The organism is Nodosilinea sp. LEGE 06152 (genome assembly GCF_015207525.1).
Taxonomy (GTDB): domain Bacteria; phylum Cyanobacteriota; class Cyanobacteriia; order Phormidesmidales; family Phormidesmidaceae; genus Nodosilinea.
In genome coordinates this window covers 1-21,873 of record NZ_JADEWR010000033.1, presented here as the reverse complement: position 1 = coordinate 21,873, position 21,873 = coordinate 1, and the positions used below count along the sequence as shown (strand labels likewise).

20 protein-coding genes are annotated in these 21,873 nt (G+C 57.8%); 9 read left to right on the top strand and 11 right to left on the bottom strand.

Annotated elements, in window-relative coordinates; translation table 11 throughout:
• Window positions 1–94: 94 nt before the first annotated feature.
• Both nblR and IQ265_RS29770 read right to left on the bottom strand, forming a co-directional pair.
• Window positions 95–790, bottom strand: a complete 696-nt coding sequence (gene nblR / locus IQ265_RS27145; protein WP_194059517.1) for a response regulator transcription factor NblR — start codon at window positions 788–790, stop codon at window positions 95–97.
• Between the two features lie 125 nt (window positions 791–915).
• On the bottom strand, window positions 916–1,047 hold the full coding sequence (locus IQ265_RS29770; RefSeq protein WP_255524046.1) for a hypothetical protein: 132 nt from the start codon (window positions 1,045–1,047) through the stop codon (window positions 916–918).
• A 183-nt stretch (window positions 1,048–1,230) separates the two neighbouring features.
• Here IQ265_RS29770 and ctpC point away from each other — a divergent pair, with 183 nt between their 5' ends.
• Complete coding sequence (ctpC, locus tag IQ265_RS27140) at window positions 1,231–2,529, top strand: carboxyl-terminal processing protease CtpC (protein ID WP_194059515.1); 1,299 nt, start codon at window positions 1,231–1,233, stop codon at window positions 2,527–2,529.
• A gap of 50 nt (window positions 2,530–2,579) precedes the next feature.
• On the opposite strand, the gene IQ265_RS27135 is transcribed toward ctpC, so the two are convergent.
• A complete protein-coding gene (locus IQ265_RS27135) occupies window positions 2,580–2,819 on the bottom strand; it encodes a lipopolysaccharide assembly protein LapA domain-containing protein (RefSeq protein WP_194059514.1) in 240 nt (79 codons plus the stop codon).
• A 114-nt stretch (window positions 2,820–2,933) separates the two neighbouring features.
• On the opposite strand from IQ265_RS27135, the gene rplI reads away from it, so the two are divergent.
• From rplI to IQ265_RS27120, 3 genes are all read left to right on the top strand, one after another.
• Window positions 2,934–3,392 (top strand): 50S ribosomal protein L9, encoded by a 459-nt coding sequence (gene rplI / locus IQ265_RS27130; protein ID WP_194059512.1) that lies wholly within the window; start codon window positions 2,934–2,936, stop codon window positions 3,390–3,392.
• A 293-nt stretch (window positions 3,393–3,685) separates the two neighbouring features.
• A complete protein-coding gene (gene dnaG, locus IQ265_RS27125) occupies window positions 3,686–5,629 on the top strand; it encodes a DNA primase (protein WP_194059510.1) in 1,944 nt (647 codons plus the stop codon).
• 391 nt (window positions 5,630–6,020) lie between these two features.
• Entirely contained in the window at window positions 6,021–7,244 is a 1,224-nt protein-coding gene (locus tag IQ265_RS27120; protein ID WP_194059508.1) for an FAD-dependent monooxygenase, read from the top strand.
• A gap of 638 nt (window positions 7,245–7,882) precedes the next feature.
• Here IQ265_RS27120 and IQ265_RS27115 read toward each other — a convergent pair.
• The 5 genes from IQ265_RS27115 to IQ265_RS27095 all read right to left on the bottom strand — a co-directional run bounded on the left by IQ265_RS27115 (window position 7,883) and on the right by IQ265_RS27095 (window position 14,275).
• Window positions 7,883–8,653, bottom strand: coding sequence for a hypothetical protein (locus IQ265_RS27115; RefSeq protein WP_278002879.1), 771 nt, complete (start codon window positions 8,651–8,653; stop codon window positions 7,883–7,885).
• A gap of 429 nt (window positions 8,654–9,082) precedes the next feature.
• Entirely contained in the window at window positions 9,083–10,432 is a 1,350-nt protein-coding gene (locus tag IQ265_RS27110; protein ID WP_194059504.1) for a DUF2254 domain-containing protein, read from the bottom strand.
• Window positions 10,433–10,589: 157 nt separating this feature from the next.
• Complete coding sequence (locus IQ265_RS27105; RefSeq protein WP_194059502.1) at window positions 10,590–11,582, bottom strand: mechanosensitive ion channel family protein; 993 nt, start codon at window positions 11,580–11,582, stop codon at window positions 10,590–10,592.
• Between the two features lie 85 nt (window positions 11,583–11,667).
• Window positions 11,668–12,951, bottom strand: a complete 1,284-nt coding sequence (locus IQ265_RS27100) for a DUF389 domain-containing protein (protein ID WP_194059500.1) — start codon at window positions 12,949–12,951, stop codon at window positions 11,668–11,670.
• A 337-nt stretch (window positions 12,952–13,288) separates the two neighbouring features.
• Window positions 13,289–14,275, bottom strand: coding sequence for a GntR family transcriptional regulator (locus tag IQ265_RS27095; protein WP_194059498.1), 987 nt, complete (start codon window positions 14,273–14,275; stop codon window positions 13,289–13,291).
• Between the two features lie 285 nt (window positions 14,276–14,560).
• Between IQ265_RS27095 and IQ265_RS27090 the strand changes: the two genes are divergently transcribed.
• Window positions 14,561–15,313, top strand: coding sequence for a dienelactone hydrolase family protein (locus tag IQ265_RS27090; RefSeq protein WP_194059496.1), 753 nt, complete (start codon window positions 14,561–14,563; stop codon window positions 15,311–15,313).
• A gap of 73 nt (window positions 15,314–15,386) precedes the next feature.
• Here the strand turns inward: IQ265_RS27090 and IQ265_RS27085 are convergent, their stop codons facing one another.
• Together IQ265_RS27085 and IQ265_RS27080 are read right to left on the bottom strand one after the other, a co-directional pair.
• The gene (locus tag IQ265_RS27085; protein ID WP_228038568.1) at window positions 15,387–15,596 is read right to left on the bottom strand and encodes a cytotoxic translational repressor of toxin-antitoxin stability system; all 210 of its coding nucleotides are present in this window, start codon (window positions 15,594–15,596) and stop codon (window positions 15,387–15,389) included.
• Window positions 15,597–15,647: 51 nt separating this feature from the next.
• Window positions 15,648–15,875 carry a hypothetical protein gene (locus tag IQ265_RS27080; RefSeq protein WP_194059494.1) on the bottom strand — a complete coding sequence of 76 codons (228 nt, stop codon included), beginning with the start codon at window positions 15,873–15,875 and terminating at the stop codon, window positions 15,648–15,650.
• Between the two features lie 368 nt (window positions 15,876–16,243).
• Here IQ265_RS27080 and IQ265_RS27075 point away from each other — a divergent pair, with 368 nt between their 5' ends.
• The 3 genes from IQ265_RS27075 to IQ265_RS27065 all read left to right on the top strand — a co-directional run bounded on the left by IQ265_RS27075 (window position 16,244) and on the right by IQ265_RS27065 (window position 20,234).
• Complete coding sequence (locus tag IQ265_RS27075) at window positions 16,244–17,614, top strand: ribulose bisphosphate carboxylase small subunit (RefSeq protein ID WP_194059492.1); 1,371 nt, start codon at window positions 16,244–16,246, stop codon at window positions 17,612–17,614.
• Between the two features lie 156 nt (window positions 17,615–17,770).
• Window positions 17,771–19,228 (top strand): ATPase domain-containing protein, encoded by a 1,458-nt coding sequence (locus tag IQ265_RS27070; protein WP_194059490.1) that lies wholly within the window; start codon window positions 17,771–17,773, stop codon window positions 19,226–19,228.
• Window positions 19,218–20,234: a diguanylate cyclase gene (locus IQ265_RS27065; protein WP_194053072.1), complete on the top strand. Its 1,017-nt coding sequence runs from the start codon at window positions 19,218–19,220 to the stop codon at window positions 20,232–20,234. The genes IQ265_RS27070 and IQ265_RS27065 overlap by 11 nt, the downstream gene beginning before the upstream one ends.
• Here IQ265_RS27065 and uraH read toward each other — a convergent pair.
• Complete coding sequence (gene uraH, locus IQ265_RS27060) at window positions 20,231–20,590, bottom strand: hydroxyisourate hydrolase (protein ID WP_194053070.1); 360 nt, start codon at window positions 20,588–20,590, stop codon at window positions 20,231–20,233. The two genes, IQ265_RS27065 and uraH, sit on opposite strands and share 4 nt — an antisense overlap.
• A gap of 181 nt (window positions 20,591–20,771) precedes the next feature.
• Between uraH and IQ265_RS27055 the strand changes: the two genes are divergently transcribed.
• Window positions 20,772–21,873: homocysteine S-methyltransferase family protein (locus IQ265_RS27055; protein WP_228038566.1), on the top strand; the 1,102-nt coding region annotated here is incomplete at its 3' end.

Here is a 21,873-nt window from a genome sequence, read left to right as displayed (position 1 = left end):
TCGACTCCGCTCAGGGACCATTTCCCTTCGACTCCGCTCAGGGACCGTCTCCCTTCGACTCCGCTCAGGGACCGCTACCCATCCATCTGCCTGCTTAACTCTCCCGCAGCACGTAGCCCACGCCGCGCACCGTCTGAATCAGTCGCTTGTCGTCTTCACCATCAATTTTGAGCCGCAGGTAGCGCACGTACACTTCAATCACGTTTGACTCGCCGACAAAGTCGTAACCCCAGACATTCTCCAGAATTTGCTCGCGGGGCAGCACCTCGCGGGGGTGCTCCATCATATATTTGAGCAGCTCAAACTCCTTCATGGTTAGCTCGATGACGCGATCGCCCCGCAGGGCATGGCGGTTCTCCACATCGAGCGTTAGGTCGCCAAAGCGCAGGTTTTCGCTATCGCCGGGAGTAGACTGCAGGTAGAGCTGCACCATTCTCAAAAATGCATCGGCCCGGTAGGGCTTGAGAAAATAGTCGTCGGCCCCGCACTCCAGGCAGGCAACGCGGTCTTCAAGGCTCTCTTTAGCCATCAGCAGCACAATCGGCGCTTTAATGCCCTGGCTGCGCAGGGTCTGGCACAGCACCAGCCCCGACTCGCCCCCCAGCAGGCGATCGACTACGACCAGGGCCGGGGTGCTCTCGGTCGCTAGGGCCAGTCCGGCTTTGGCACTGCTGGCCACCACCGGATGGTACCCCGCCTCCTGCAGGTCAAACTCCATCTGGCGAGTTTGACCCTCGTTGGTGCCAATCAGTAGAATGTAGGTGCCTTTGTCGGTAGTACTTATGCCCATGGAGGTGTCTCAGCGTCCTAAAGCGATTCGTGCAACGGTTCGCAGAGGTTAGATTGCCGACCAGCTCTACAAAGTAAGGCGATTATAGCGTGGCACCCTGCCCAATTCGGCCCTGGGGGCTGTTGCTACGGCTGGCGGTTGGCCAAAAAGGCGGTCAGCTCCTGGCCTGTTGACTGGGTTGGGCGTGGCAAAGCTGACTGCTCCAGCCCTGAGGCCACAATCGATGTCACGCTCCAGGGCACGGCAGTTTGCTCCACAATAGGCCCGTATTTTTAACTGAAAGCAGAGCGTTTGAGAGCGCATTTTGCCCTAGAGCCAAACGCGCCGTGTGCCTATTGTTACTGTTATTAACAGAGGCAAAATGCCTAAGCAAATCTTCCCTTTGCATCTCAGTTTGGTGTGTTAGATTGGGCGTAATTTGCTGCTAGAACCTATATCACATGACACTTGCAAAGCGCGGACTAATCCTGGGTGCAACTGCTATCGCGGTGGCTGCGGTAACTGTAACTGGCGCCGGGATTCACCTGTCCCAGAGCAAAGCTTTCTTTGAAGAAAGCCCCAAGGAACTGATTGATCAAGTTTGGCAGCTGATTGACCGCAACTACGTCGATGCTACCTTTAATCAGACCGACTGGGACGCGGTGCGTACCGACTACCTGGGGCGCAACTACACCAACCAGGAAGAGGCCTACGGCGCTATTCGCGAGATGCTGGAGAAGCTGGAAGATCCCTACACCCGCTTCATGGATCCAGAAGAGTTTCGTAGCATGCAGATTGACACCTCCGGCGAGCTGACCGGGGTTGGCATTCAAATTTCCCAGGATGAAGAAACCAAAGACATTGTGGTGGTTGCTCCCATCGAAGACACCCCTGCTTTTGAGGCTGGTATTCGTCCCCAGGACGTAATTTTGGCGATTGATGGCGAATCGACTGAGGGTATGGAGCTCAACGACGCCGTCAGCCGGATTCGGGGCACCGTTGGCTCGGAAGTTACCCTCACCATTCGTCGGGGTGAGCAGGAGCTAGAGGTGCCTATGGTCCGGGCCCGCATTGAAATTCATCCGGTGCGCTACAACGTTCAGGCTGGCCCCGAGGGAGAGGTAGGCTACATTCGCCTGACCCAGTTCAGCGCCAACGCCGCTGAGGAAATGAGCGAAGCCATTAACGATCTTGAGAGCCAAGGGGTAACGGGCTACATTCTCGATCTGCGCTCCAATCCTGGCGGACTGCTGTACTCCAGCATCGACATCGCCCGCATGTGGCTTGACGATGGCATTATTGTTTCGACAGTGAACCGCCAGGGCGTGGTGGATGAAGAGACCGCCAACAGCCGCGCGCTCACCGATAAACCGCTGGTGGTCATGGTTGACGGCGGCTCGGCCAGCGCCAGCGAAATTTTGTCAGGAGCGCTACGCGACAACGAGCGGGCACTGCTGGTGGGCACTCGCACCTTTGGTAAGGGACTGGTGCAGTCGGTGCGCAGCCTGGGCGATGGGTCTGGGGTCGCAATTACGGTGGCCAAGTACCTCACCCCCAACGGCACTGATATCAACAAGAACGGTATCAATCCCGATATTGCCGTTGAGCTCAGTGAAGAGCAGCAGGAGGAACTCTCGACTAACCGTGAGTCTATCGGTACCGCCGCCGATCCTCAATTTGCCGAGGCCCTGAGGGCGCTGGGTACTGAAATTCAGGAGGCCCGTGCTGACAATAACGTTACGACAGCGCCAAGCAACTAGCCGCGCGATCGCAAGCAACCGCTATTGTCAATGATTGGCAGAGGTCTGGGCTACGGCTCGGGCCTTTGTTTTTGGCGGGTCCGCAGCGGGTTGCCCCCCAGCACCAGCAGCACCAGAGCCGCCAGCAGCATACCCGCCGCGGCGCAAAAGGCCAGCAGCACCCCAAAGGGCATCTCAATCGACTGCAGATTGAGCAGGCGAAAGGAGACAGGGGTGGCGTTTTGGACGGCAATGATGGCGATCGCAATCACCCAAACAGCGGGCACCAGGGCAAATACAAGTCTAATCATGGGGGGAGCTTGCCAGGGTAGAGACAGCGGCTAGAGACAAGGGTTGCCAAGACAGGGTTGCCAAGACCCGATGGCGTTGGGTAGTATAGTCAACTGGGCTATACGAGAAAAATCATGGCAAAACGGGTACAGGTAGTTCTCACAGAAGACATTCGCAAGCTGGGCTATAACGGCGATCTAGTCGAGGTGGCCCCTGGCTACGCACGTAATTATCTTATCCCTAACGGGAAGGCCGTGCGCACCACCCCCGGTGTGCTGAAGCAGGTGGAGCGCCGGCGCGAGGCGCAAAAGCAGCGGCTGCTCGAGATTAAGCAAGAGGCTGAAGCTACCAAAACAGCCCTGGACACCATCGGTATGTTTACGGTTCAAAAGCCCGTCGGTGAGAATGAGGCTATTTTTGGTACCGTCACCGCCGCCGACGTGGCCGATGTGATCAAGTCGCTGTCGGGCAAAGAAGTCGATCGCCGCGATATTTCGGTGCCCGATATCAACAAGCTGGGCGAGTACCAGGCCGAGGTGAAGCTGCACCCCGACGTAACCGCCATGGTGAACCTGCGGGTAATTGCTGAGTAGGCCCCTAGCCCTAGCGCCTCACCCCTCATTATCTTGCTAAAACCTCTGAAGCCGGCCCTAGCCCTAGGGCACCAGCTTCGGGGGTTTTTAGGTTTAAACTATTCCCACCTTACGAAAAGCCACTCCCTGTCTACATCCTCCTCGCTCCCCGATCTCCCTCACCCGCCTACCTACCCACATCTTCCTCACCCACCTACTTCCCTCCCCCCCGATCGACTACAATCAACCCATCCCCAACATCTAGCGCTTTGTCTACCTCCTAGCCTCAGCCCTAGTGCCCCATCCCCCGCACCATGGATACCCCCCGCCTCCACCCCGACACCATTGAAGCGGTGCGCGATCGCGCCGATATTGTCGATGTGGTCTCCCAGCACGTGGTGCTCAAGAAGCAGGGCAAAGATTTCGTCGGCCTGTGCCCCTTCCACGAAGACAAGTCGCCCAGCTTTAGCGTCAGCCCCGGCAAGCAGTTTTACTACTGCTTTTCCTGCGGGGCGGGGGGCAACGCCTTTAAGTTTTTGATGGAGCTGAACAAGCGCTCCTTTGCCGACGTGGTGCTGGATTTGGCCCAGCGCTACCAGGTGCCTGTCACCACCCTAGAGCCCGCCAAGCGCCAGGAACTGCAGCGGCAGCTTACCCTGCGGGAGCAGCTCTACGAGATTTTGGCGCTGACGGCAAAATTTTACGAGCACGCCCTCCAGCAGATTGACGGTGCTTCGGCCCTGGCCTACCTCTACGAGCGGGGGTTGAGCGATGCAACCATTCAGCAGTTTCAGCTGGGGTTTGCGCCGGGGGGCTGGCAGACCCTCTACGGCTACCTGGTTGAGCAAAAGCATTACCCGGTGGCGCTGGTCGAGCAGGCCGGGCTGATTGTGCCGCGCCAAAAGGGCGATGGGTTTTACGATCGCTTCCGCGATCGCCTCATGATCCCGATTCGCGATGGGCAGAGCCGGGTAATTGGCTTTGGCGGCCGCGCCCTGGGGGACGAAAAGCCCAAGTACCTCAACTCCCCCGATACCGAGCTATTCGACAAGGGCAAAACGCTGTACGGGCTGGACCTGGCCCGGGCGGCGATCGCCAAAGACGACCGAGCGATCGTGGTCGAAGGCTACTTCGATGTGATCGCCCTCCACGCCGCCGGTTTAGAAAACTCCGTCGCCGCCCTGGGTACGGCCCTGAATGCGGCCCAGGTGCGCCAGCTGCTGCGCTACACCGAATCGAAGCAAATCTTGCTCAACTTTGATGCCGATGTCGCCGGGGTGAAGGCTGCCCAGCGGGCGATCGGCGAAGTCGAAGAGATGGCCTACCGGGGCGACGTGCAGCTGCGGGTGCTGAACATTCCCGATGGCAAAGACCCCGACGAGTTTTTGCGGCAGCACAGCGCTGATGACTATCGCGCCCTGATTGAAGCCGCCCCGCTCTGGATTGACTGGCAGATCCATAACTTGATCAGCGGTAAAGACCTGCGCCAGGCCGACCAGTTTCAGCAGACCAGTCAGGCGGTGGTCAAGCTGCTCAGCGATATCGCCAACGCCGACACCCGCACCCACTACGTGCGCTACTGCGCCGAGATCTTTAGCAACGGCGACAGCCGCCTGGTGCCCCTACTGGCCGAAAACCTCGTTACCCAGGTGCGTCGCCAGCGCCGCACCACCYCCTCAGAAGCCCCCCCGCGATCGGCCCCTGCGACCACCCCCAGCGCCAGTTCCCTAGAACAAGCCGAAGCCTCCCTGCTGCGAATTTTTCTCCATGCCGCCGCCTACCGCGATGAAATTTGTCAGGTGCTCGAAGACCGCGACCTGCAGTTTAGCTACTCCCACCACCGCGCCCTGTGGCGGCAGATGCAGCGACTGCTCACCGACACCGTCGACACCCGCGTTGATTTGGTGGGCCTGCTGCGCAACCAGCTAGCCGACACCGGCCTGGCCACCACACCCCTGCAAACCCTCATGCACCTGAGCGAAAAGACCAAGCGCGACATTCTCCGTGCCCCGCTGGTCATCCGCGCCGCCGCTGCCTGCATGGAAAAAAACCTTTGCGAAAAGCGCTATCGCCACTTTTTGGCCCTGTGGGAAAAGACCGACTGCACCACCGCCCCAGAGCAGTTCGCCGAGTACCAGCGCCAGATCTACGCCGAAAAGCGACGCATTGAAGCCCTCGAAAAAGATCGCCAGGTCACCTTCGAAGACTTGGCCACCATGCCCTGGGTTGGCGAGCAGTACGATTCGCTTGACCGGTAGAACGATTTCAATTTTCGATTTTAGATGTTGCTGAATTGAATCATAAATTGAGACCAGGGCAAACAGTCGTTCGCCCCTACGCAAGGTGTTGAAACAGGCAAGAGGTTTGCCCAAAACCGCAGAGTTTATGACTACCAACAGCCCAATTTGCAGAACGGCAGTTTAAACCGATGAGCGATCTCTCCTTTCCGTGAGGTCAAGGACGACGGAACGTCCTTGTCGATGGGGGTCTGGGGCCAGCGAAATGGCCCCAGCGGCAGATTTGGGTTTGCTCCCATGATTACGCGCCGCAGCAGTTGCCGCTTTTGCCCCAGTTGATGGTGGGCACTGCCCACCCTACGTCTCGCTGCCGAGCGCTATCCTGAACGGAGTTCTGATCAGAAACACCCCCATGCCCAAAGTGGTCATCGTTGGCGCAGGCCCTACCGGGGCCACGCTGGCCCTAATGCTAGCCCAGCGCGGCGTCCCAATCACCCTGATTGAAGCTGCCCGCGACTTTAAGCGCCAGTTTCGCGGTGAAGCGCTGATGCCCAGTGGCCTTGATGCCCTCAGCCAAATGGGCCTAAACCCGCTGCTAAAAACCATCCCCCATCGCCCCCTGAGCGCCTGGGAATTTTGGCTTAACGATCGCCGCCTCTTCCGCGTCGACGAGCCCTTAGGTTCAGCTCGCCCCTGCACCCTGGTTTCGCAACCGCCGCTGCTGGAAGCCCTAGTGCAAGCCGCCCAGCGCAACCCCAACTTTGAGTGGATAGCCGGAACGACCGTAAAAGATCTGCTGTGGCAGAGCGATGGCGAAGCCTCCCAAACCGAAAATCGCGTCACAGGCGTTCACCTTACCGACGGTCGCACCCTCCAGGCCGATCTAGTGATTGGGGCGGACGGTCGCGCCTCCGTGATTCGCCAAAAGGCTGAGCTAACCCTAAAAACCCAGCCTAAAAGTATCGATGTGCTGTGGTTTAAGCTTCCTGCGCCATCGGGCTATGCCGCCGACAATCGCTTTTGCACCGTGGTCAAGAGTGGTCGAGTCTTCAGCCTTTTTCACGGAGCCGAGGAGGGCAAAATGCATCTAGCCTGGGCGATCGCACCGGAGGAACCCACCGAGCAAAAAGACTGGGCCACCACCTTCGCCGCCCTGGTGCCACCGGAGCTAGTTGAGCACTTTCGAGCCGTAGGAGACAACATTTCGTCGCCCCTACGGCTCTCGGTCGTGGTTGGTCGCTGCGATCGCTGGCATCGCCCCGGCCTGCTGCTGCTGGGCGATGCGGCCCACCCCATGTCGCCCGTGCGCGCCCAGGGCATTAACCTGGCCCTGCGCGACGTGATTGTCGCCATCAATCATTTGGTACCAGTGCTGCAACGGTCGGAGAATGCGGCCTCAGCGGCGATCGATCGCGCCCTGGTCAGTATTCAGGCAGAGCGCGAACCTGAGATTATTCAGGCCCAAAAACTGCAGGCTCACGAAGCCAGCCGGGGGGAACTCCTGCGTCGATTTGAAGTTTTGCGCCAGGGGCTCAGCCAGTTTTCGCCCCTGGTTGGGCCTCTGGTGAAGCGGGTCTGGACTCAACAACAGCGGCCCCTGCGCGAGGGGATTACCCCCGTGCGGCTGGAGGTTTAGAGACGCCTGCCTCACGCCCCGCCGCTGCTATAGCCAAGCCATCGCCAGAACGGTTAGGACACGACTTGTACCCTCTGAATCGATGGCTATACGCCGGCCAGCACCGTTGACCAAAATGTGAGCGCCAAAGGCCTAAACGCCTGAGGCAACATGTGGCGATTGGTACAGGGTGTCAGCCTCGTAGCAAGCCCCCAAGATTAAAAAGGAAAGCGCTGCTATAGCGGTGGCCAGTTCGCTTAGGACATCAGTAACCACTATTGGCGAAAACTCGGGCGGCGAATTGGCGTATAGCCATCGCTCCAGAACCTCTGGCATGTCCTAACTGTCCTGGCGATGGCTATAATAGCGCCTCCCCTGCCAAGGTGTTCGAAAACGTCATCAACTTGAGCCAGCCCCGCGGCTTTTGCTGCTCCTCCCACGTCATGTATTGCTTCTTTAAAGAAACTGGTGGCAGTGCAGAAAAAATGCGACGGGCTCAAACTGGGGAACAGCTAAAGACCATCGCATTTTGCTCAAGCGCTACGGACTGATACCGAATCCTATTGGGTTACAGCCAGTTTGTAGGGGCATTACACTGCAACGCCCCTGCGAGATCCCTGTTCTAAATCAGGGGTTCTCAATGCGGATTTCGTATGATATTAGTCTTCGGGAATAGCCGAAGGATAGATGCCTGTGGCGACCAGAACAGGCCGATTGCTGTATTCAGCCTCTAGCTGTTCCTGCAGTTCTAGATCCCAGCCTAGGTCGTAGTCGCGCTCAAAGTCAGCGACCACAAAGGGACGCAGTGTGCCAGTGACGGCAACTTCTTCACCGTCAGCGATCGTAGGCAGCTGGGCCGAAGGCTGAGGCTGCTGAACCCCATCCCTAGGCGAGGCATAGATAACCAGCAAATCTTCTGAACCCAAGAGTCGGTCTTCATCCAGGGTGAAAGCAGCCCCACTCTGAATATCTTCCACTTCGCCAGTTACGGCTAGCGTTTCGCCGTAGTACTGCTCAGGATTGCTGGTGATTTCGCCCGGTTCTGGAGCCAGAGCAATGGATTGAGCAATAATAACAGGCTGCTCTTCGTAGTCTTGATAGAGGTTTGGATCAAGGGTTAAGTCAAACTCTTGCTCGGTCTCTGAAATCAGGAAGTTACGAACTTCTCCAGTTACCTGCACCTCAACATTGTCTTCCGGCAGCAGCAGGGGTTCGCCTGATGCATTGATGACCAGGATAGGCTCACTGCCAAAGAACTGTTCATCGCTAACAGTGAAGGAATTATCGCCTACCTTCTCAACGGGCGCACTCCTGATGGTGACGATTTGACCGATGTAGCCTTCGGTATTTTCGGTGATTTCCTCGGTTTGCACATTCGTTGTGCCGTCGGCGGTTTCGGTTTGAGGGGCGCTTTCAGCACAGGCCCCCATCAGTCCGGCAATTAGACCGAGAGCAAGCGTACTCCGGAGAAATTTTTGTTTTCTAGAAGAACCGCTGAGCGGCTGATCGTTGCCAAAACCGTTTTTTTTGCTAGTTGGCTGAATCATAATCGTCTACTCCAAACTTCAACACGACTATCGCTGAAGAGCTGCTGAATAAAATGCCTCGTTGGCGATTCTAAAGGCAGAATTTCTTTAGCGCATTAACTACTTACATCGATAGTCGATATTTCACTGTTGCGATCGCCAGTTGCTTTTTTACTTAACACACTTATAGTCGCTTGTAGGGTTATCTGTCGTCTGTCAAAGAGGCAGTATGGCGTATCTGTCTTTAGACATAAAGAAGACGGCTAGAGAGCGTGCCAGAGAGCGAATTTTCGCACATGTTTTCTATGTCTGTTTGAGATTTGGAGTCGAGATCTAGAGCATTGTTTTAGCGGCTGACTGGGGCTGCTGTAGTGCCGCTAGGGCTGCGTGGTACTGCTTTTCTATAGTTTTTAGGTCCTGTTGGTAATCGAAGTTTTGTTGGCTACTGTGCCAGATGGCTTCAAGGTGCTGCTGCAGGATGTAGCGCTGTTTAAAGTGGCGGGTAAACGGGGCAATGGCGGCGATCGCCGCCATCAGCCGACCCACTACGACGCTGTCGGCGCTGCCGTACTGGCGGATTTGGTTAAAGGCTGTATCTGCCAGGGTCTCAAAGTTTACCGGGGCCGCAATTACCCGCAGGGTGCGCGACTGGTCGTAGCGGTAGGGAGACGGCAGCTCACGGTCGGCAAGCCGCGCCAGCCCTTCTGCCAACCGATCGATACAGCGAATGGCCGTAAATGGATCATTGACGGCGGGAGACAAGGCCCGAAGGGCAATTTCGACCAGTTGCTCAATTGGAAACGCGACGTTCTGCTGCTCAGTTAGCTCGCGGCCCATGATAAACGCTTGATTAATCTGCTTGTCGAGGTGGTCGGTAATGCGATTGGCCGGGTAGGCCATCACCAGGGGGCTACCCTCGATAATGAAAGCGCCTGGATAGGCCTTGACCTGAAGCAAGAGATTTTCATCGCAGGCCACCTGCATCAGGGTCTCATCTTCAATCCCTTGCAGGTAGCCCGTTTGCTTAGACCGCACGGGCCGGGCGGCGGCTGCAAAATCGGTAGGCATATCCCCGGCGCTCTCGTCCTGTTGGTTGAGTTCGTGGCCTAGGGCATCTGGAAACAGACGGTTCGTGACTCGCTCTAGATCGTGGCTGACTTCGGCAATCACGTGGGATACCTGAATGATGGTAGAAGCGTGGTGAATAAAGTAAATCAGCACCCCAATGCTGGCTATGGCTAGCAAAACCCCCACCGTCACTGATATCTGGGGCACAAACAGTTGATAGTCTTCTCCCCGAATGGTACGCAGCACCAGCAAACAGTAGATAAACGTGGCAATGAAGGTGCCTAGCACGATCTGATTGCCCTGATCCTGCATAAAGTTGCGCAGTAGGCGCGGCCCAAAATGGGACGACGCCAGCTGCAGGGCCACAACGGTAATTGAAAAGGCAGTAACGGCTACGGTCACCATTGACCCCGCAATGACCGACAGCACTGCCCGTGCCCCATCGGCTCCGCCCTGGTAGATCCAGCTAAAGGCGCTAATATCGACAGATTTTGAGCGGTCTAGGGCTAGCAGAGAAAACGCCAATGCGATCGCCTCAGCAGCCATGAGCGTTGGCAAAAACCAGTAGCTCGATCGCAGGCTATCCCAAAATTTGCTGAGCTTGATATGTTTCATGAACGGACCGAGATCGAGAAAGGTTAAGACGGTGGTAATTGAATTGGCCCAGCCGTTAAGCGTATTCCATCTCAATCAACGTCCCTTTAGAGGTCGCAGACTGGCCCCGTTGGGACTGTTGCCGTAAAACTTTGGCTCAGCATTGAGCTGGAACAATCTAAGCCCGGTTGGCCGAACGCCCCTTGCCGTCTGAGTTCAGTTCAGCTAGCTGGCGCAGCGAGCCTCCGATGCTGCGCGGCTGGGGTGCCTCGCCTCTGCGGACGGGCCAGCCCTCGCGCTGACGGGTGCGATCGCCGTCTGTTTCCTCGGTCTGGTCGTGGAACAAAATTTGCTGGGTAGGGAAGGGCATATCAACACCGTTCGCCGTTAGCTTATTTTTAATGTTTGTGAGTACCTGATCTTGCAGGTCGAGCACGTCGGCGCGGCGGGGTGGCTGCACCCACCAGCGGGCGCGCAGGTTGACCGTGCTATCGGCCAAGTCGACGACAATCACGTCGGGTGCGGGGTGAGGCAGTACCCCGTCTGTGTCGTGCACAGCTTCGAGAATTAGGTCTTTGGCGGTTTCGATATCATCGCCATAGCCAATGCCGACGTCGTACTCCAGACGGCGGTTTTCAAAGGCAGTGTTGACCAAAACCGAATTGGTAAACAGCTCCGAATTGGGAATTACTATGCGGCGGCCGTCGTAGGTTCTAATGGTGGTAGCGCGAGTTTCAATGTTCTCGACTGTGCCCTCAAATTCTTTAAAGATAATCTGATCGTCAATTTGAAACGGCTCGGTCAGCAAAATTAGAATGCCCGCCAGGAAATTTTGCAAGATATCCCGAAAAGCAAAACCGATGGCAACCCCGCTGATACCCAAAAGCTGAATTAGGTCTCCGGCCTGCAGCGATGGAATAATAATTGAGAGGGCGACAAAAAGACCGACCAAAACGGTACTACCCTGGGCCAAACGTCCCAGAACCAGGCCCACATTTCGAGTGCGCCGCTGCCGCTGCGTCAGTCGCCTAACCGTTGTTCGAATGCCCTTGGCAACTAAAAAGAAGATCAAAAATACGACAATGGCCAAGGCGATGTTGGGCAATAACGCCAGAAAGCCGTTGGCCATCGCCTGAATTTTTTCCCAAATGGGAGAATAGTCAAAATTCATGAAGCTAGAGAATAATATCTCTGCCAGCTTATAGAAGAATAAGGGATTTGACCTCTATCTTCAGCGGGCTAATGGGCCTGGTGGATCAATTACGAGAAGGAGGGGCTTCTAAAACACTGATGCTGACCAGCGGCGTCACATCAAACCCCTGGTCGAGCAAGTGGGTTTGAATCGCCTGGGTCAGCTCAGCTCGAATCGCGGCGTCAGAGTCATCACTGCCGGGCTGGCGCTGCACGTAGATCTCAGACAGCAGTGTGTTTTGGCCCTGAATGCTGGATCGAGTAAACCGGGACGTTGACTCTACCAAGTCGACCTGGGGAAATTGCTGAATGACGGTTTGCACCTCGGCATTGGCCCGCTGGGCGCGACTGGAGCGCTCTAAACTGGGCGGGTTTGACAGCTGCCAGGTGAGCAACGCGGCGATCGCGATCGCACTTACCCCTAGCGCCACCGGAAACACCCCGCGTTTGCCCCGCCGGTAGCGCGCCCCCTGGGTAGATAGCCCAAAGGTGCGGAACAAAACTGCCGCCGACAGGTTAATGCCGCTGAGCTGCAGCAGCAGCAGAAACACCCCGTTGACCACCATATCCCAGCGGCCAATGGCCATCGACATGCCGATAATGCCCGCCGGGGGAGCTAGCGAGGCGGCCACCAGCATGCCGGTAGCCGTGCCCGAAACCAGGCTGCTGCGCTCAGACTGCACCAGGTTGGCTGCCCCCGCCGCCCCTGCCGCCAGGGGCAGCAGCACCGCCACCGCTGAAATCTGGCTGTTATCGATCATCAGCGGGGTGGCAATCTGCTGCCGAAACACCAGGCTGAGCAGGGCCGCCACCCCAATAGTGACCAGCAGAGCAATGAAGTAGCGCAGCACGCTGCGGCCAATCAGGTGGCGATCGCCCCGGGCCGAGGCGATCGCCGTATTCATGGCGGGTCCGGCAAAGGGGGCAATTAGCATCGCCGCTACCAGCAGATAGTTGGTGTTTGTAAACAGCCCAATCCAGACGACCACGCCTGCGATCGCGGCATAGCTCAAAAACCCTTTCCACGAGCCCACGCTCTGCAGCCCGGCCAGAAAAATCTCAATCGGGCTGCGCTCCTCCACCTGGGTGACCTGTTCCGCCGCCTGCTCGGCGGGAGGATGCAGAGCCATAACCCCGCTCGGCAGCAGGGTAACCCTTAGCTCCGGCAGATCCTGAAGCGCCTCTAGCAGCGGCTCTACTCGCTGATTGGAGACATGCACCAGCACTATGTCGTGGGGCGTATCACCCGTGGTCTGCCACTGGGCTAGGTTAGTGCCCCGGCAAGCCTGGGCCTTTTGCAGCACCGTCTGGCCGCAGCCCCAGGGCGCTTGAATCAACAGTTGGCGCATAGCAAGTCTAGAGATAGAAATCGTTCAATCACGTTCCTATCCTGAGGATGGTTGGCGGTTTGGGCATCGCCTGTAGGGGGAGTAGCCGGTTGGGTCGAAGGGGATAGGTTTGTAACTGTTCCTTGAGCGAAGTCGACAGAACGGCTATTTTCAGCGCCGGTCCCTGTCGTGTATCCCCAATTTCTAAAAGGCCAAACTCTAGGGGCGCAGGCGTAGCCGAGCCAAAGGCTCCGTCGCCAGCGATCGCAGTCGATAAAACGCCAGGAACTACGGCGGGCCAGCACCCACAGCAACAGCTTTTCGAGCGTGAGCGGCGTGGAGCGCTCGCTCGAAAAGCTTAGTCTAGCCCCAGCTCGCGCTTGAGCAGGTTGATCGACTTTTCGCCAATGTAGTTGTCGCAGACCACCAGCTTGGGCGGGCGAATTAAGTCTTCGCGGGCTTCGGCGATCGCCTCTTTGACCGAGGGCAAGCTAGCCTCGTCAAATACCACAATGGTCTGGGCGCTATGGATGACGGCGTTGAGCTTGTAGGTGTCGTCGGTTTGGGCCGACATCAACAAAATCTCGTCGCCCCGCAGGCTGTAGCTGATCACCTCCGCCGCCCGCAAAATGCCGGTGCTAACGCTGACCATACCCAGGCAGGTGCCCTTGGGCAGATCCTTCAGCAGGCCCAGCTCTTTTTTGTAGTCATAAATATCGACCGGAATCACCCGCACCGACTTGGGCGCGGCGATCGCCTCCGCCTCACTAATAAAGTAGCGGCTGGTAACCACCGTACCCGATCGCGTTTGGGCCAAAATCATGTCGAGCTCTTCGAGCGGCACCAGCTGCACCGGAATGTGCAGCGCGCTCTCTAGCTCGCGCACCATTAGCTGCCCGGCCCCAATGTCCTGACTCGGAGCCGTCACCAGCACCCGAGCGCTACAGCGCAGCCGCCAGTCGATTTCGGCCAAAAACAATTCTCGCGCCTGGTTGAGTGAGCAGCCCTGGCGCAGCAGCTCGTCGAGACCCGACTCGACCACGTCGCGGGCTTGGGGAAACTCGGCCCACAGCACGGTTTGGGGGCGGGCGCTCTCGGTGCTGTTTTGCTCGCGCACGTAGATGCCAGAGCCGGGCATGGCCTCGACCACCCCGGCATCTTCGAGCTGACGGTAAACTTTGCTGATGGTGTTGCGGTGCAGCCCCGTCTGCATGGCCAGCTGCCGGGTGCTGGGCAGTCGGTAGCCAGGTGGGTACTGCCGCGATGCGATCGCAAACCAAATCTGGTCGTAAAGCTGGGTCGACGCCGGAATCTCGCTGTCGGGCTGAATGTGAAACTGCACCACCAAACTACCTCCCGGCTGTCGCTAGACAACACAATTTCAACAAACTCAGTCTATATACACCGGCCATACTGCTAATTTAGGACGAATTTTAGAAAAGTCGCCGGGTTCTGGCCGACCGCTGCGGCTGCCGCAATGATTTTTGACATATTGATTTTTTTGACAATTGTAGATCTCCTGACCGAGGTTGGGGGTCGACGGCCGAGCGATCGCCCCCAGCCCAGCGCTTAAACCCCGGCGCTAAACCCTGAGGTTAAAGTAAACGTGACGACTATGGGCAATCCTGCCATGACTTCTCTAGTACGTACCGAAACTATTGCCATTCCCAGCGGCGATACCGAAATTTTGGCCTACCTGGCCGCCCCCTCGCGCCCCGGCCGGTTTGGAGCCGTGGTGGTGATCCAAGAAGTGTTTGGCGTCAACAGCCACATTCGCGAGGTGGTCGAGAGAGTCGCCGGGGCAGGCTATGTGGCGATCGCCCCCCACATCTACCACCGTCAGGCCCCCAGGTTTGAGGTGGGCTACGACGAGGAGGACCTGGCCCTGGGCCGCACCTACAAACAGGGCACCAAGGCCGCAGAACTGCTGGCCGATGTGCAGGGGGCGATCGCCTACCTCTACAGTCAAGACAACGTCGCCCCCGATGGCGTTGGCTGCATTGGCTTTTGCTTTGGCGGCCACGTCGCCTACCTGGCCGCTACCCTGCCGGAGGTGAAGGCTACCGCGTCATTCTACGGCGCAGGCATTGCCACCCTAACCCCCGGCGGCGGCGAGCCCACCCTCAGCCGCACCTCTAAGATCGGCGGCACCCTCTACGGCTTCTTTGGCGAAAACGACGCGCTGATTTCGGCCCAGGAGGTTGACCAGATCGAAGCGGCCCTGAGCGAGCACGGCGTGCCCCACAAAATCGTGCGCTACCCCGGTGCCGACCACGGCTTTTTCTGCGATCAGCGAGCCAGCTACAACCCCGCCGCCGCCCGCGACGCCTGGGAGCAGGTTCTGGAACTGTTTAAGACCACGCTGCCTGTCGCTACGCCTTAATTTACAGAATCCTGTCGCTACCCAATATGCGGTCTAGCATTGTCTGCCAGCTCAGCTCGATGCTGGCAGTGCTCTACTTTTCGTAGCTATTGCCTCTGTAAGCGATGTCGTAAATAAAAATCTCGTCGTCGTCTGTCCTGATTTGAAAGATGACGCGCACCTTACCGACGCGAATCCTAGAAAACTGCTCTAGCCCTCCCTTGAGCTTTTTGATATCTAGTTCTTCGGGTGGATAGATTTTTTGGGTTTCGAGGCAAGTCTTGAGAATGCCTATTTTTGCCAAAACAGAGCCGCAAGCTTTGGTTCTAGCTGTTTCAGAAACCGATCTGCTGATTTACTGAGTTTGACTTTCATCGCCAAACCAGCCGGTTACGTCAATAAAATCCTTGTCTTCGTAGTCGCTGGGGGAGAAACTTGCTTCAATATCGGCCTGTTCCTCATCATCTACGTAGGGCGTTAACAGTTCAAAAAACTTTAACCACTCTTCGCGCATAACTTCCCGAACGCTCTCTTTGATTAGCGCTTTAAGGGCTTGGGCGTTGAGGGTGATGGTTGGTTCCATGAGCCTTACTCTAAGTTCCGTGGCGCTTGATGATGGTGGAATGCCGTCTTTCGTCTATTATCGCACCGGGACTGGCGACATTTGGTGGCTGGGCCGTGTTTTCAACCCACACAGGAGGGACGGCCCCTGGCCTGTTTTTGGGGATCAGGCGTGGCAACGCTGATGGGAATAAGGACTTTAGCCCCAGAATTGATCACACGCCCTATGCTCACCTATAGCGATCGCTTATGTTCCCCTTCAGCCTTTTGAACCATTGCCTGCGCCCCGCCGCGAGATAATGTAAAAGCTGATACTTTTTTGCCGGGGGTGGCGAATCGCTAGCCCCAGACTCCGCTTTTATTCCCGCTCCTCCATCGCCCACACCCCCTATGGCCTACTATCTCTCCCCCCGGTTTCTCGAAAAGCTGGCGGTGCACATCACCAAAAACTACCTGAAGCTGCCCCAGGTCAAAATTCCGCTGATTTTGGGCGTGCACGGCCGCAAGGGCGAGGGCAAAACCTTTCAGTGCGAGCTGGTGTACGAGCGCATGGGCATTGAGGTCGTACACATCTCAGGTGGCGAGCTAGAAAGCCCCGACGCAGGCGACCCGGCCCGGCTAATTCGCCTGCGCTACCGCGAGGCCGCCGAACTGGTGCGGGTGCGGGGCAAAATGGCCGTGCTAATGATCAACGACATTGACGCTGGGGCGGGCCGCTTCGACGCCCTCACCCAGTACACCGTCAACACCCAGCTGGTCAACAACACCCTGATGAACATTGCCGACAACCCCACCAATGTTCAGCTTCCCGGCAGCTACGACGAAAACGAGATTCAGCGGGTGCCGATTATTCTCACCGGCAATGACCTCTCGACCCTCTACGCGCCGCTGATTCGCGACGGCCGCATGGAGAAGTTTTACTGGGAGCCAGACCGCAGCGATCGCATCGGCATTGTGGGCGGCATCTTTGAGCCTGACAGACTCTCCCAGTCTGACATCGATACGCTGGTCGATACCTTTCCCACCCAGGCGATCGACTTCTTTGGTGCCGTGCGAGCCCAGATCTACAACGAGCAAATCCGCGACTTCATCTATTCTGTGGGGTTAGAGAACGTCTCTCGCAGCGTGGTTAACACTACCACGCCGCCCACCTTCCGCAAGCCCGACTTTAGCCTGTCGCATTTAATTGAGGTGGGCGATCGCCTGGTGCGCGAGCAGCGCCGCGTCAGCGACATGCGCCTGGCCAACGAATACAACCGCGTCCTGCAGGGGGCTATGCCGGGGGCATCCTCAGCGCCCACCTCAGACAGCTTCTACCGTGCCTACAACCCCAACGACACCCCCGCCGCTGCTGAGGGTGCTACCGGGGGCGATGCCGTCAGGCCGTCTAGCAACGGCAACGGCGGCTCGTGCCCCATGCCCGATTCCTCCCAGTCCATCTACTCCCCTACCCCACCCATCTACGCTCCTACCCATCCACCCTCCCCCCCATCCACCCTCCCCCCCGACCTGCGCCAGCAAATCAACGCCATTCTCTCCCAGGGCTATCGCCTGGGCATTGAGCATGTGGATAAGCGACGGTTTCAAACCAACGCCTGGCAGAGCGGCCCCGCCATCTCCGGGCAGGATGCGGCTACCGCCAGCGCCGCAGTGGAGCGCTGCCTGAGCGACTACGCCCAGGACTACGTGCGGCTGATCGGCATCGATCCCAAAACTAAGCAGCGGGTGATGGAGCAGATTATTCAGCGACCTGGGCAATAACCCCCTTGCTGCCCCATTTTTGCAATCACTATTATTTACAATCATCAATCATTCAGCAGGAGCATTTGGTGGCACGATGAAGAGCTAAAGCCTCTCCTGACCCGATAGGCGCGAGGAGCGGCTGCTGCTTTGAGCTAATAGGTAGATTTGACCAAAATGCACGAGAATGATCGCCTTTCGTCAGGTATTAAGGGACTCAATGAAGTCTTGGACGGAGGGCTACCGGCGGGGCAGACGTACTTGGTTAGGGGAGGGCCAGGCTGCGGCAAAACGACTTTAGGGTGGCATTTCCTCACCGCCGATCTAGACGATGGTACCCCCCGGCTGTTTATCAGTTTGGGAGAATCCCTCGATCAGCTGCGGCGCAATGGTGCGGCCTCGGGCTTTGCGGTCGATGCGGTGGAGGTCTTAGATTTAAGCCCCAGCGCCGACTTTTTTGTCCATAACCAGGGCTACGACATTTTTGCCGCCGCCCAGGTCGAACAAACTCCGCTAACGGAGCGCATTGTTGAGCAGGTCAACGCGCTCAAACCCAAGCGGGTGTTTATCGATTCGATGACTCAGCTGCGCTACCTCTCTACCGATGCCTACCAGTTTCGGCAGCAGGCAGTGGGGTTTCTGCGATTTTTAGTCGCCGCTGGGGCGACGGTGCTGTTTACTTCCGAGGGCAGTCAGGAAGCCCCCGATGAAGATTTGCAGTTCATCAGCGATGGCATTATGACCCTGCAAATACAGGACTATGGGCGGGTTCTGGAGGTGACTAAACTGCGGGGTAGCTCGTTTCGCAAGGGCCGCCATGCAATGCGCATCTGCGATCGCGGCCTGGTCGTGTTTCCGCAGCTGGTCTCTAGCGGAAGTCCTGGGGCAGCCGCGCCGGGGCGAATTTGCCCGGCGGGTATTCCTGAGATTGACGAGCTGCTCAACGGCGGCATCGAGAGCGGCACCGTCACGATTATTTCCGGCCCCAGCGGCGTGGGCAAAACCACCCTGGGTTTGCAGTTTATTAAAGAGGCGGCGGGGCGGGGCGATCGCTCGGTCGTCTACCTGTTTGAGGAGGCGGTCGAGACTCTGCTCAACCGCTGCGAGGGCATTAACATTCCGGTGCGGGCCATGGTCGAACGGGGCACCCTGGCGGTAATTAAGGTTGACCCGCTGCTGTACTCCCCCGACGAGTTCGCCAACCAGGTGCGGCTGGAGGTTGAACAGGCCAATGTCCAAATCATCATGATCGACAGCGTGCTGGGCTATAAGCTGTCTTTTCAGGCCGACGACCTGATTCGCAATATCCACAGCCTCTGTCAGTACCTCAAGGGTCAGGGCGTTACCACCCTGCTGACCAACGAAGTTGAGTCGATTACCGGCGACTTCAAGGCGACGGAGCTGGGCGTGTCCTACCTGGCCGACAACATTATTTTTCTGCGATACCTGGAAATTCGCGGCCAAATGCGGCGGGCGATCGGCGTTTTGAAGAAGCGCCTCAGCGATTTTGAGAAGACTTTACGGGAGTTTGAAATCTCGCGCTACGGCATCAAGGTGGGGCGGCCGTTGACTCAGCTGCGGGGCATCTTGAGCGGAGTTCCTGAATTTATTAAATCGTCTGATGATGAGCGTTGATTCTGACCAAGGCTCGTCTGAGCCACCTGTCGATCTAGATAGCCGCTATCAATATCGCATCTTTTTAGGCATTGAGCATCAGCAAAATCAGCAGCTGCTGGCAAAATTGCTGGGGCAGTTTTACAGCCTGCAAACCTCTCCCATAGATGTGCGGAGCTGGGGCAGCGCCTATGATTTGTGCATTTTTGACAGTCTCTTTTTGGGTCGGTTTAAAGAGCGCATTGCGGCCCAGCGGGAGGCGGCCAGCCCCGTTTTTTTGCCCTTTTTGCTGCTGCTAAAGCGAGCCCACCTGCCTTTGCTAACGCCCTCGCTGCGTCAGCAGGTCGACGATGTGATTACCATGCCCGTGGATCAAACTGAGCTGCTGCTGCGGGTGGAGTCGCTGCTGCGGGCCAGGCAGCAGGCCCTCAAGCTCAGCGCCCTGCTGGCCCAGGAGCAGCTGCTAGAGCAGCAAATTTTGGCCGATAACCAGGTTCTGCAGGCGATGGCGGTGCAAGATAGCCTCACCGGCATTTCTAACCGCCGCGCCTTTGACGACAAGCTGGCCTACGAGTGGAAGCTGGGCCGCCGGGAGCAGACCTCGCTAGCGGTGGTGCTCTGCGATGTTGACCACTTCAAAGCCTACAACGACACCTACGGGCATGTTTTGGGCGATCAGTGTCTGCGGGCGATCGCCGGGGTGCTCGATACCGTTATTCGCCGTCCGGCCGATATGGCGGCTCGCTACGGCGGCGAGGAGTTTGCCCTGGTATTGCCCAACACCGATCGCGAGGGAGCAATGCACATTCTCAACCGCATTCGCCGCACCCTCAAAGCCCGCGCCATTCCCCATCAAAACTCGCCCACCAGCCCCTACGTCAGCTTCAGCGTGGGGATGGCGGTGGCGGTACCCTCTGACACCATTCAGCCTGACGATCTGGTGAGAGCTGCCGATGCTGCTCTCTACCAGGCTAAAGCCGCAGGTCGCGATCGCGCCGTTGTTGCCCCTGCCCTAGACGGGGGCTAGCTGCCTCGGTAGGTACTGTACGACCAGGGCGACACCAGCAGCGGCACATGAAAATTGCCGCTGGGGTCGGCCACCGTAAAGCGAACGGGAATTTGATCTAAAAACGGTGGTTCCGACAGAGCTGCGCCGGTTTTGGCAAAGTAGGCCGCCACATCAAAGGTAATCTCGTAGGTGCCTTTGTGCAGCTCGTCGCCCTCCAGCAGGGGGGCGTCGGTGCGGCCATCGCTGTTGGTTTCGACAGTGGTTAGCGCCGTCTTGATATCGGCCTCTTTATTAATGGCCCAGACCGTCAGCCGCAGTGAGGCGGCAGGTTTACCCAAGGCTGTGTCAAGAACGTGGGTGGTAAGTCGGCCCATTGTGATGTCAAATCGTGCGGAATAGCTACAGACAAAGCATATAGTAAGTCGCTAACAAGAGGGGCTATCGGGGGGCACATTCCGCACAAATTGCCTCAAAACGGCATCTACCGACTTTTGGGCGACTTTGAGGGCAATGGCCGATAATAAAGACTCTGTATAGCAGTATGTCTAGCGCCCCATGTCTAACGCCTTCCTCGATCGCCTCCACAGCCCCGATCGCCCGGTCATGGTCTTCGACGGGGCCATGGGTACCAACCTCCAGGTGCAAAACCTGACCGCCGACGATTTTGGCGGCCCCGAGTACGAAGGCTGCAACGAATACTTGGTGTTCACCAACCCTAAGGCGGTCGAAACCGTGCACCGAGGGTTCCTCGAAGCCGGGGCCGACGTGATCGAAACCGACACCTTTGGCGGCACTGCGATCGTGCTTGCCGAGTACGACCTGGCCGACAAAGCCTACGAACTCAACAAAACCGCCGCCGCCCTGGCCCGCCGCGTCGCCGACGAATACTCCACTCCTGAGAAACCCCGCTTTGTGGCAGGCTCCATGGGACCCGGCACAAAGCTGCCCACCCTGGGCCATATCGACTTCGACACCCTCAAAGACTCCTACGTCGACCAGGCGAAAGGGCTGATCGACGGCGGTGTCGATCTAATGCTGGTGGAAACTTGCCAGGACGTGCTGCAGATCAAAGCCGCCCTCAACGGCATTGAGGAAGCCTTTACCGCCACCGGCAAGCGCCTGCCGCTGATGGTCTCCGTCACTATGGAGCAGCAGGGCACCATGCTGGTCGGCACCGAGATGGCGGCGGCGCTAGCGATTCTCGAGCCCTACCCCATCGACATCTTGGGCCTCAACTGCGCCACCGGCCCCGACCTAATGAAAGACCACGTGCGCCACCTGGCCGAGCAGTCGCCCTTTGTGATCTCCTGCATCCCCAATGCCGGTCTGCCAGAGAATGTGGGCGGCCACGCCGTCTACCGCCTCACCCCCACCGAGCTGCGCATGTCGCTGATGCACTTCATTGAAGACCTAGGCGTGCAGGTAATCGGCGGCTGCTGCGGCACCCGGCCGGAGCATATTGCGCAACTGGCAGAATTGGCGAAGGATCTGCGGCCAAAGCAGAGACCCGTTAGGGTAGGCGAGTGGGCGAGTGGGCGTGTAGGCGAGTCGCCCAATGCAGAACACCCACCCTCCTATCCATCCACCCTCCTACCCTCCTACCCTCCTACCCCCCCCCCCCCCCCCCCCCCCCCCCCCCCCCCCCCCCCCCCCCCCC

Coding starts and splice junctions, on each gene's coding strand:
- IQ265_RS27090 (WP_194059496.1), top strand. CDS start 14,561: ATGACTTCTCTAGTACGTACCGAAACTATTGCCATTCCCAGCGGCGAT.
- IQ265_RS27120 (WP_194059508.1), top strand. CDS start 6,021: ATGCCCAAAGTGGTCATCGTTGGCGCAGGCCCTACCGGGGCCACGCTG.
- IQ265_RS27080 (WP_194059494.1), bottom strand. CDS start 15,875: ATGGAACCAACCATCACCCTCAACGCCCAAGCCCTTAAAGCGCTAATC.
- IQ265_RS27065 (WP_194053072.1), top strand. CDS start 19,218: ATGAGCGTTGATTCTGACCAAGGCTCGTCTGAGCCACCTGTCGATCTA.
- IQ265_RS27110 (WP_194059504.1), bottom strand. CDS start 10,432: ATGAAACATATCAAGCTCAGCAAATTTTGGGATAGCCTGCGATCGAGC.
- IQ265_RS27075 (WP_194059492.1), top strand. CDS start 16,244: ATGGCCTACTATCTCTCCCCCCGGTTTCTCGAAAAGCTGGCGGTGCAC.
- uraH (WP_194053070.1), bottom strand. CDS start 20,590: ATGGGCCGACTTACCACCCACGTTCTTGACACAGCCTTGGGTAAACCT.
- IQ265_RS27070 (WP_194059490.1), top strand. CDS start 17,771: ATGCACGAGAATGATCGCCTTTCGTCAGGTATTAAGGGACTCAATGAA.
- nblR (WP_194059517.1), bottom strand. CDS start 790: ATGGGCATAAGTACTACCGACAAAGGCACCTACATTCTACTGATTGGC.
- IQ265_RS27135 (WP_194059514.1), bottom strand. CDS start 2,819: ATGATTAGACTTGTATTTGCCCTGGTGCCCGCTGTTTGGGTGATTGCG.
- rplI (WP_194059512.1), top strand. CDS start 2,934: ATGGCAAAACGGGTACAGGTAGTTCTCACAGAAGACATTCGCAAGCTG.
- IQ265_RS27100 (WP_194059500.1), bottom strand. CDS start 12,951: ATGCGCCAACTGTTGATTCAAGCGCCCTGGGGCTGCGGCCAGACGGTG.
- ctpC (WP_194059515.1), top strand. CDS start 1,231: ATGACACTTGCAAAGCGCGGACTAATCCTGGGTGCAACTGCTATCGCG.
- IQ265_RS27105 (WP_194059502.1), bottom strand. CDS start 11,582: ATGAATTTTGACTATTCTCCCATTTGGGAAAAAATTCAGGCGATGGCC.
- IQ265_RS27115 (WP_278002879.1), bottom strand. CDS start 8,653: ATGGGGGCCTGTGCTGAAAGCGCCCCTCAAACCGAAACCGCCGACGGC.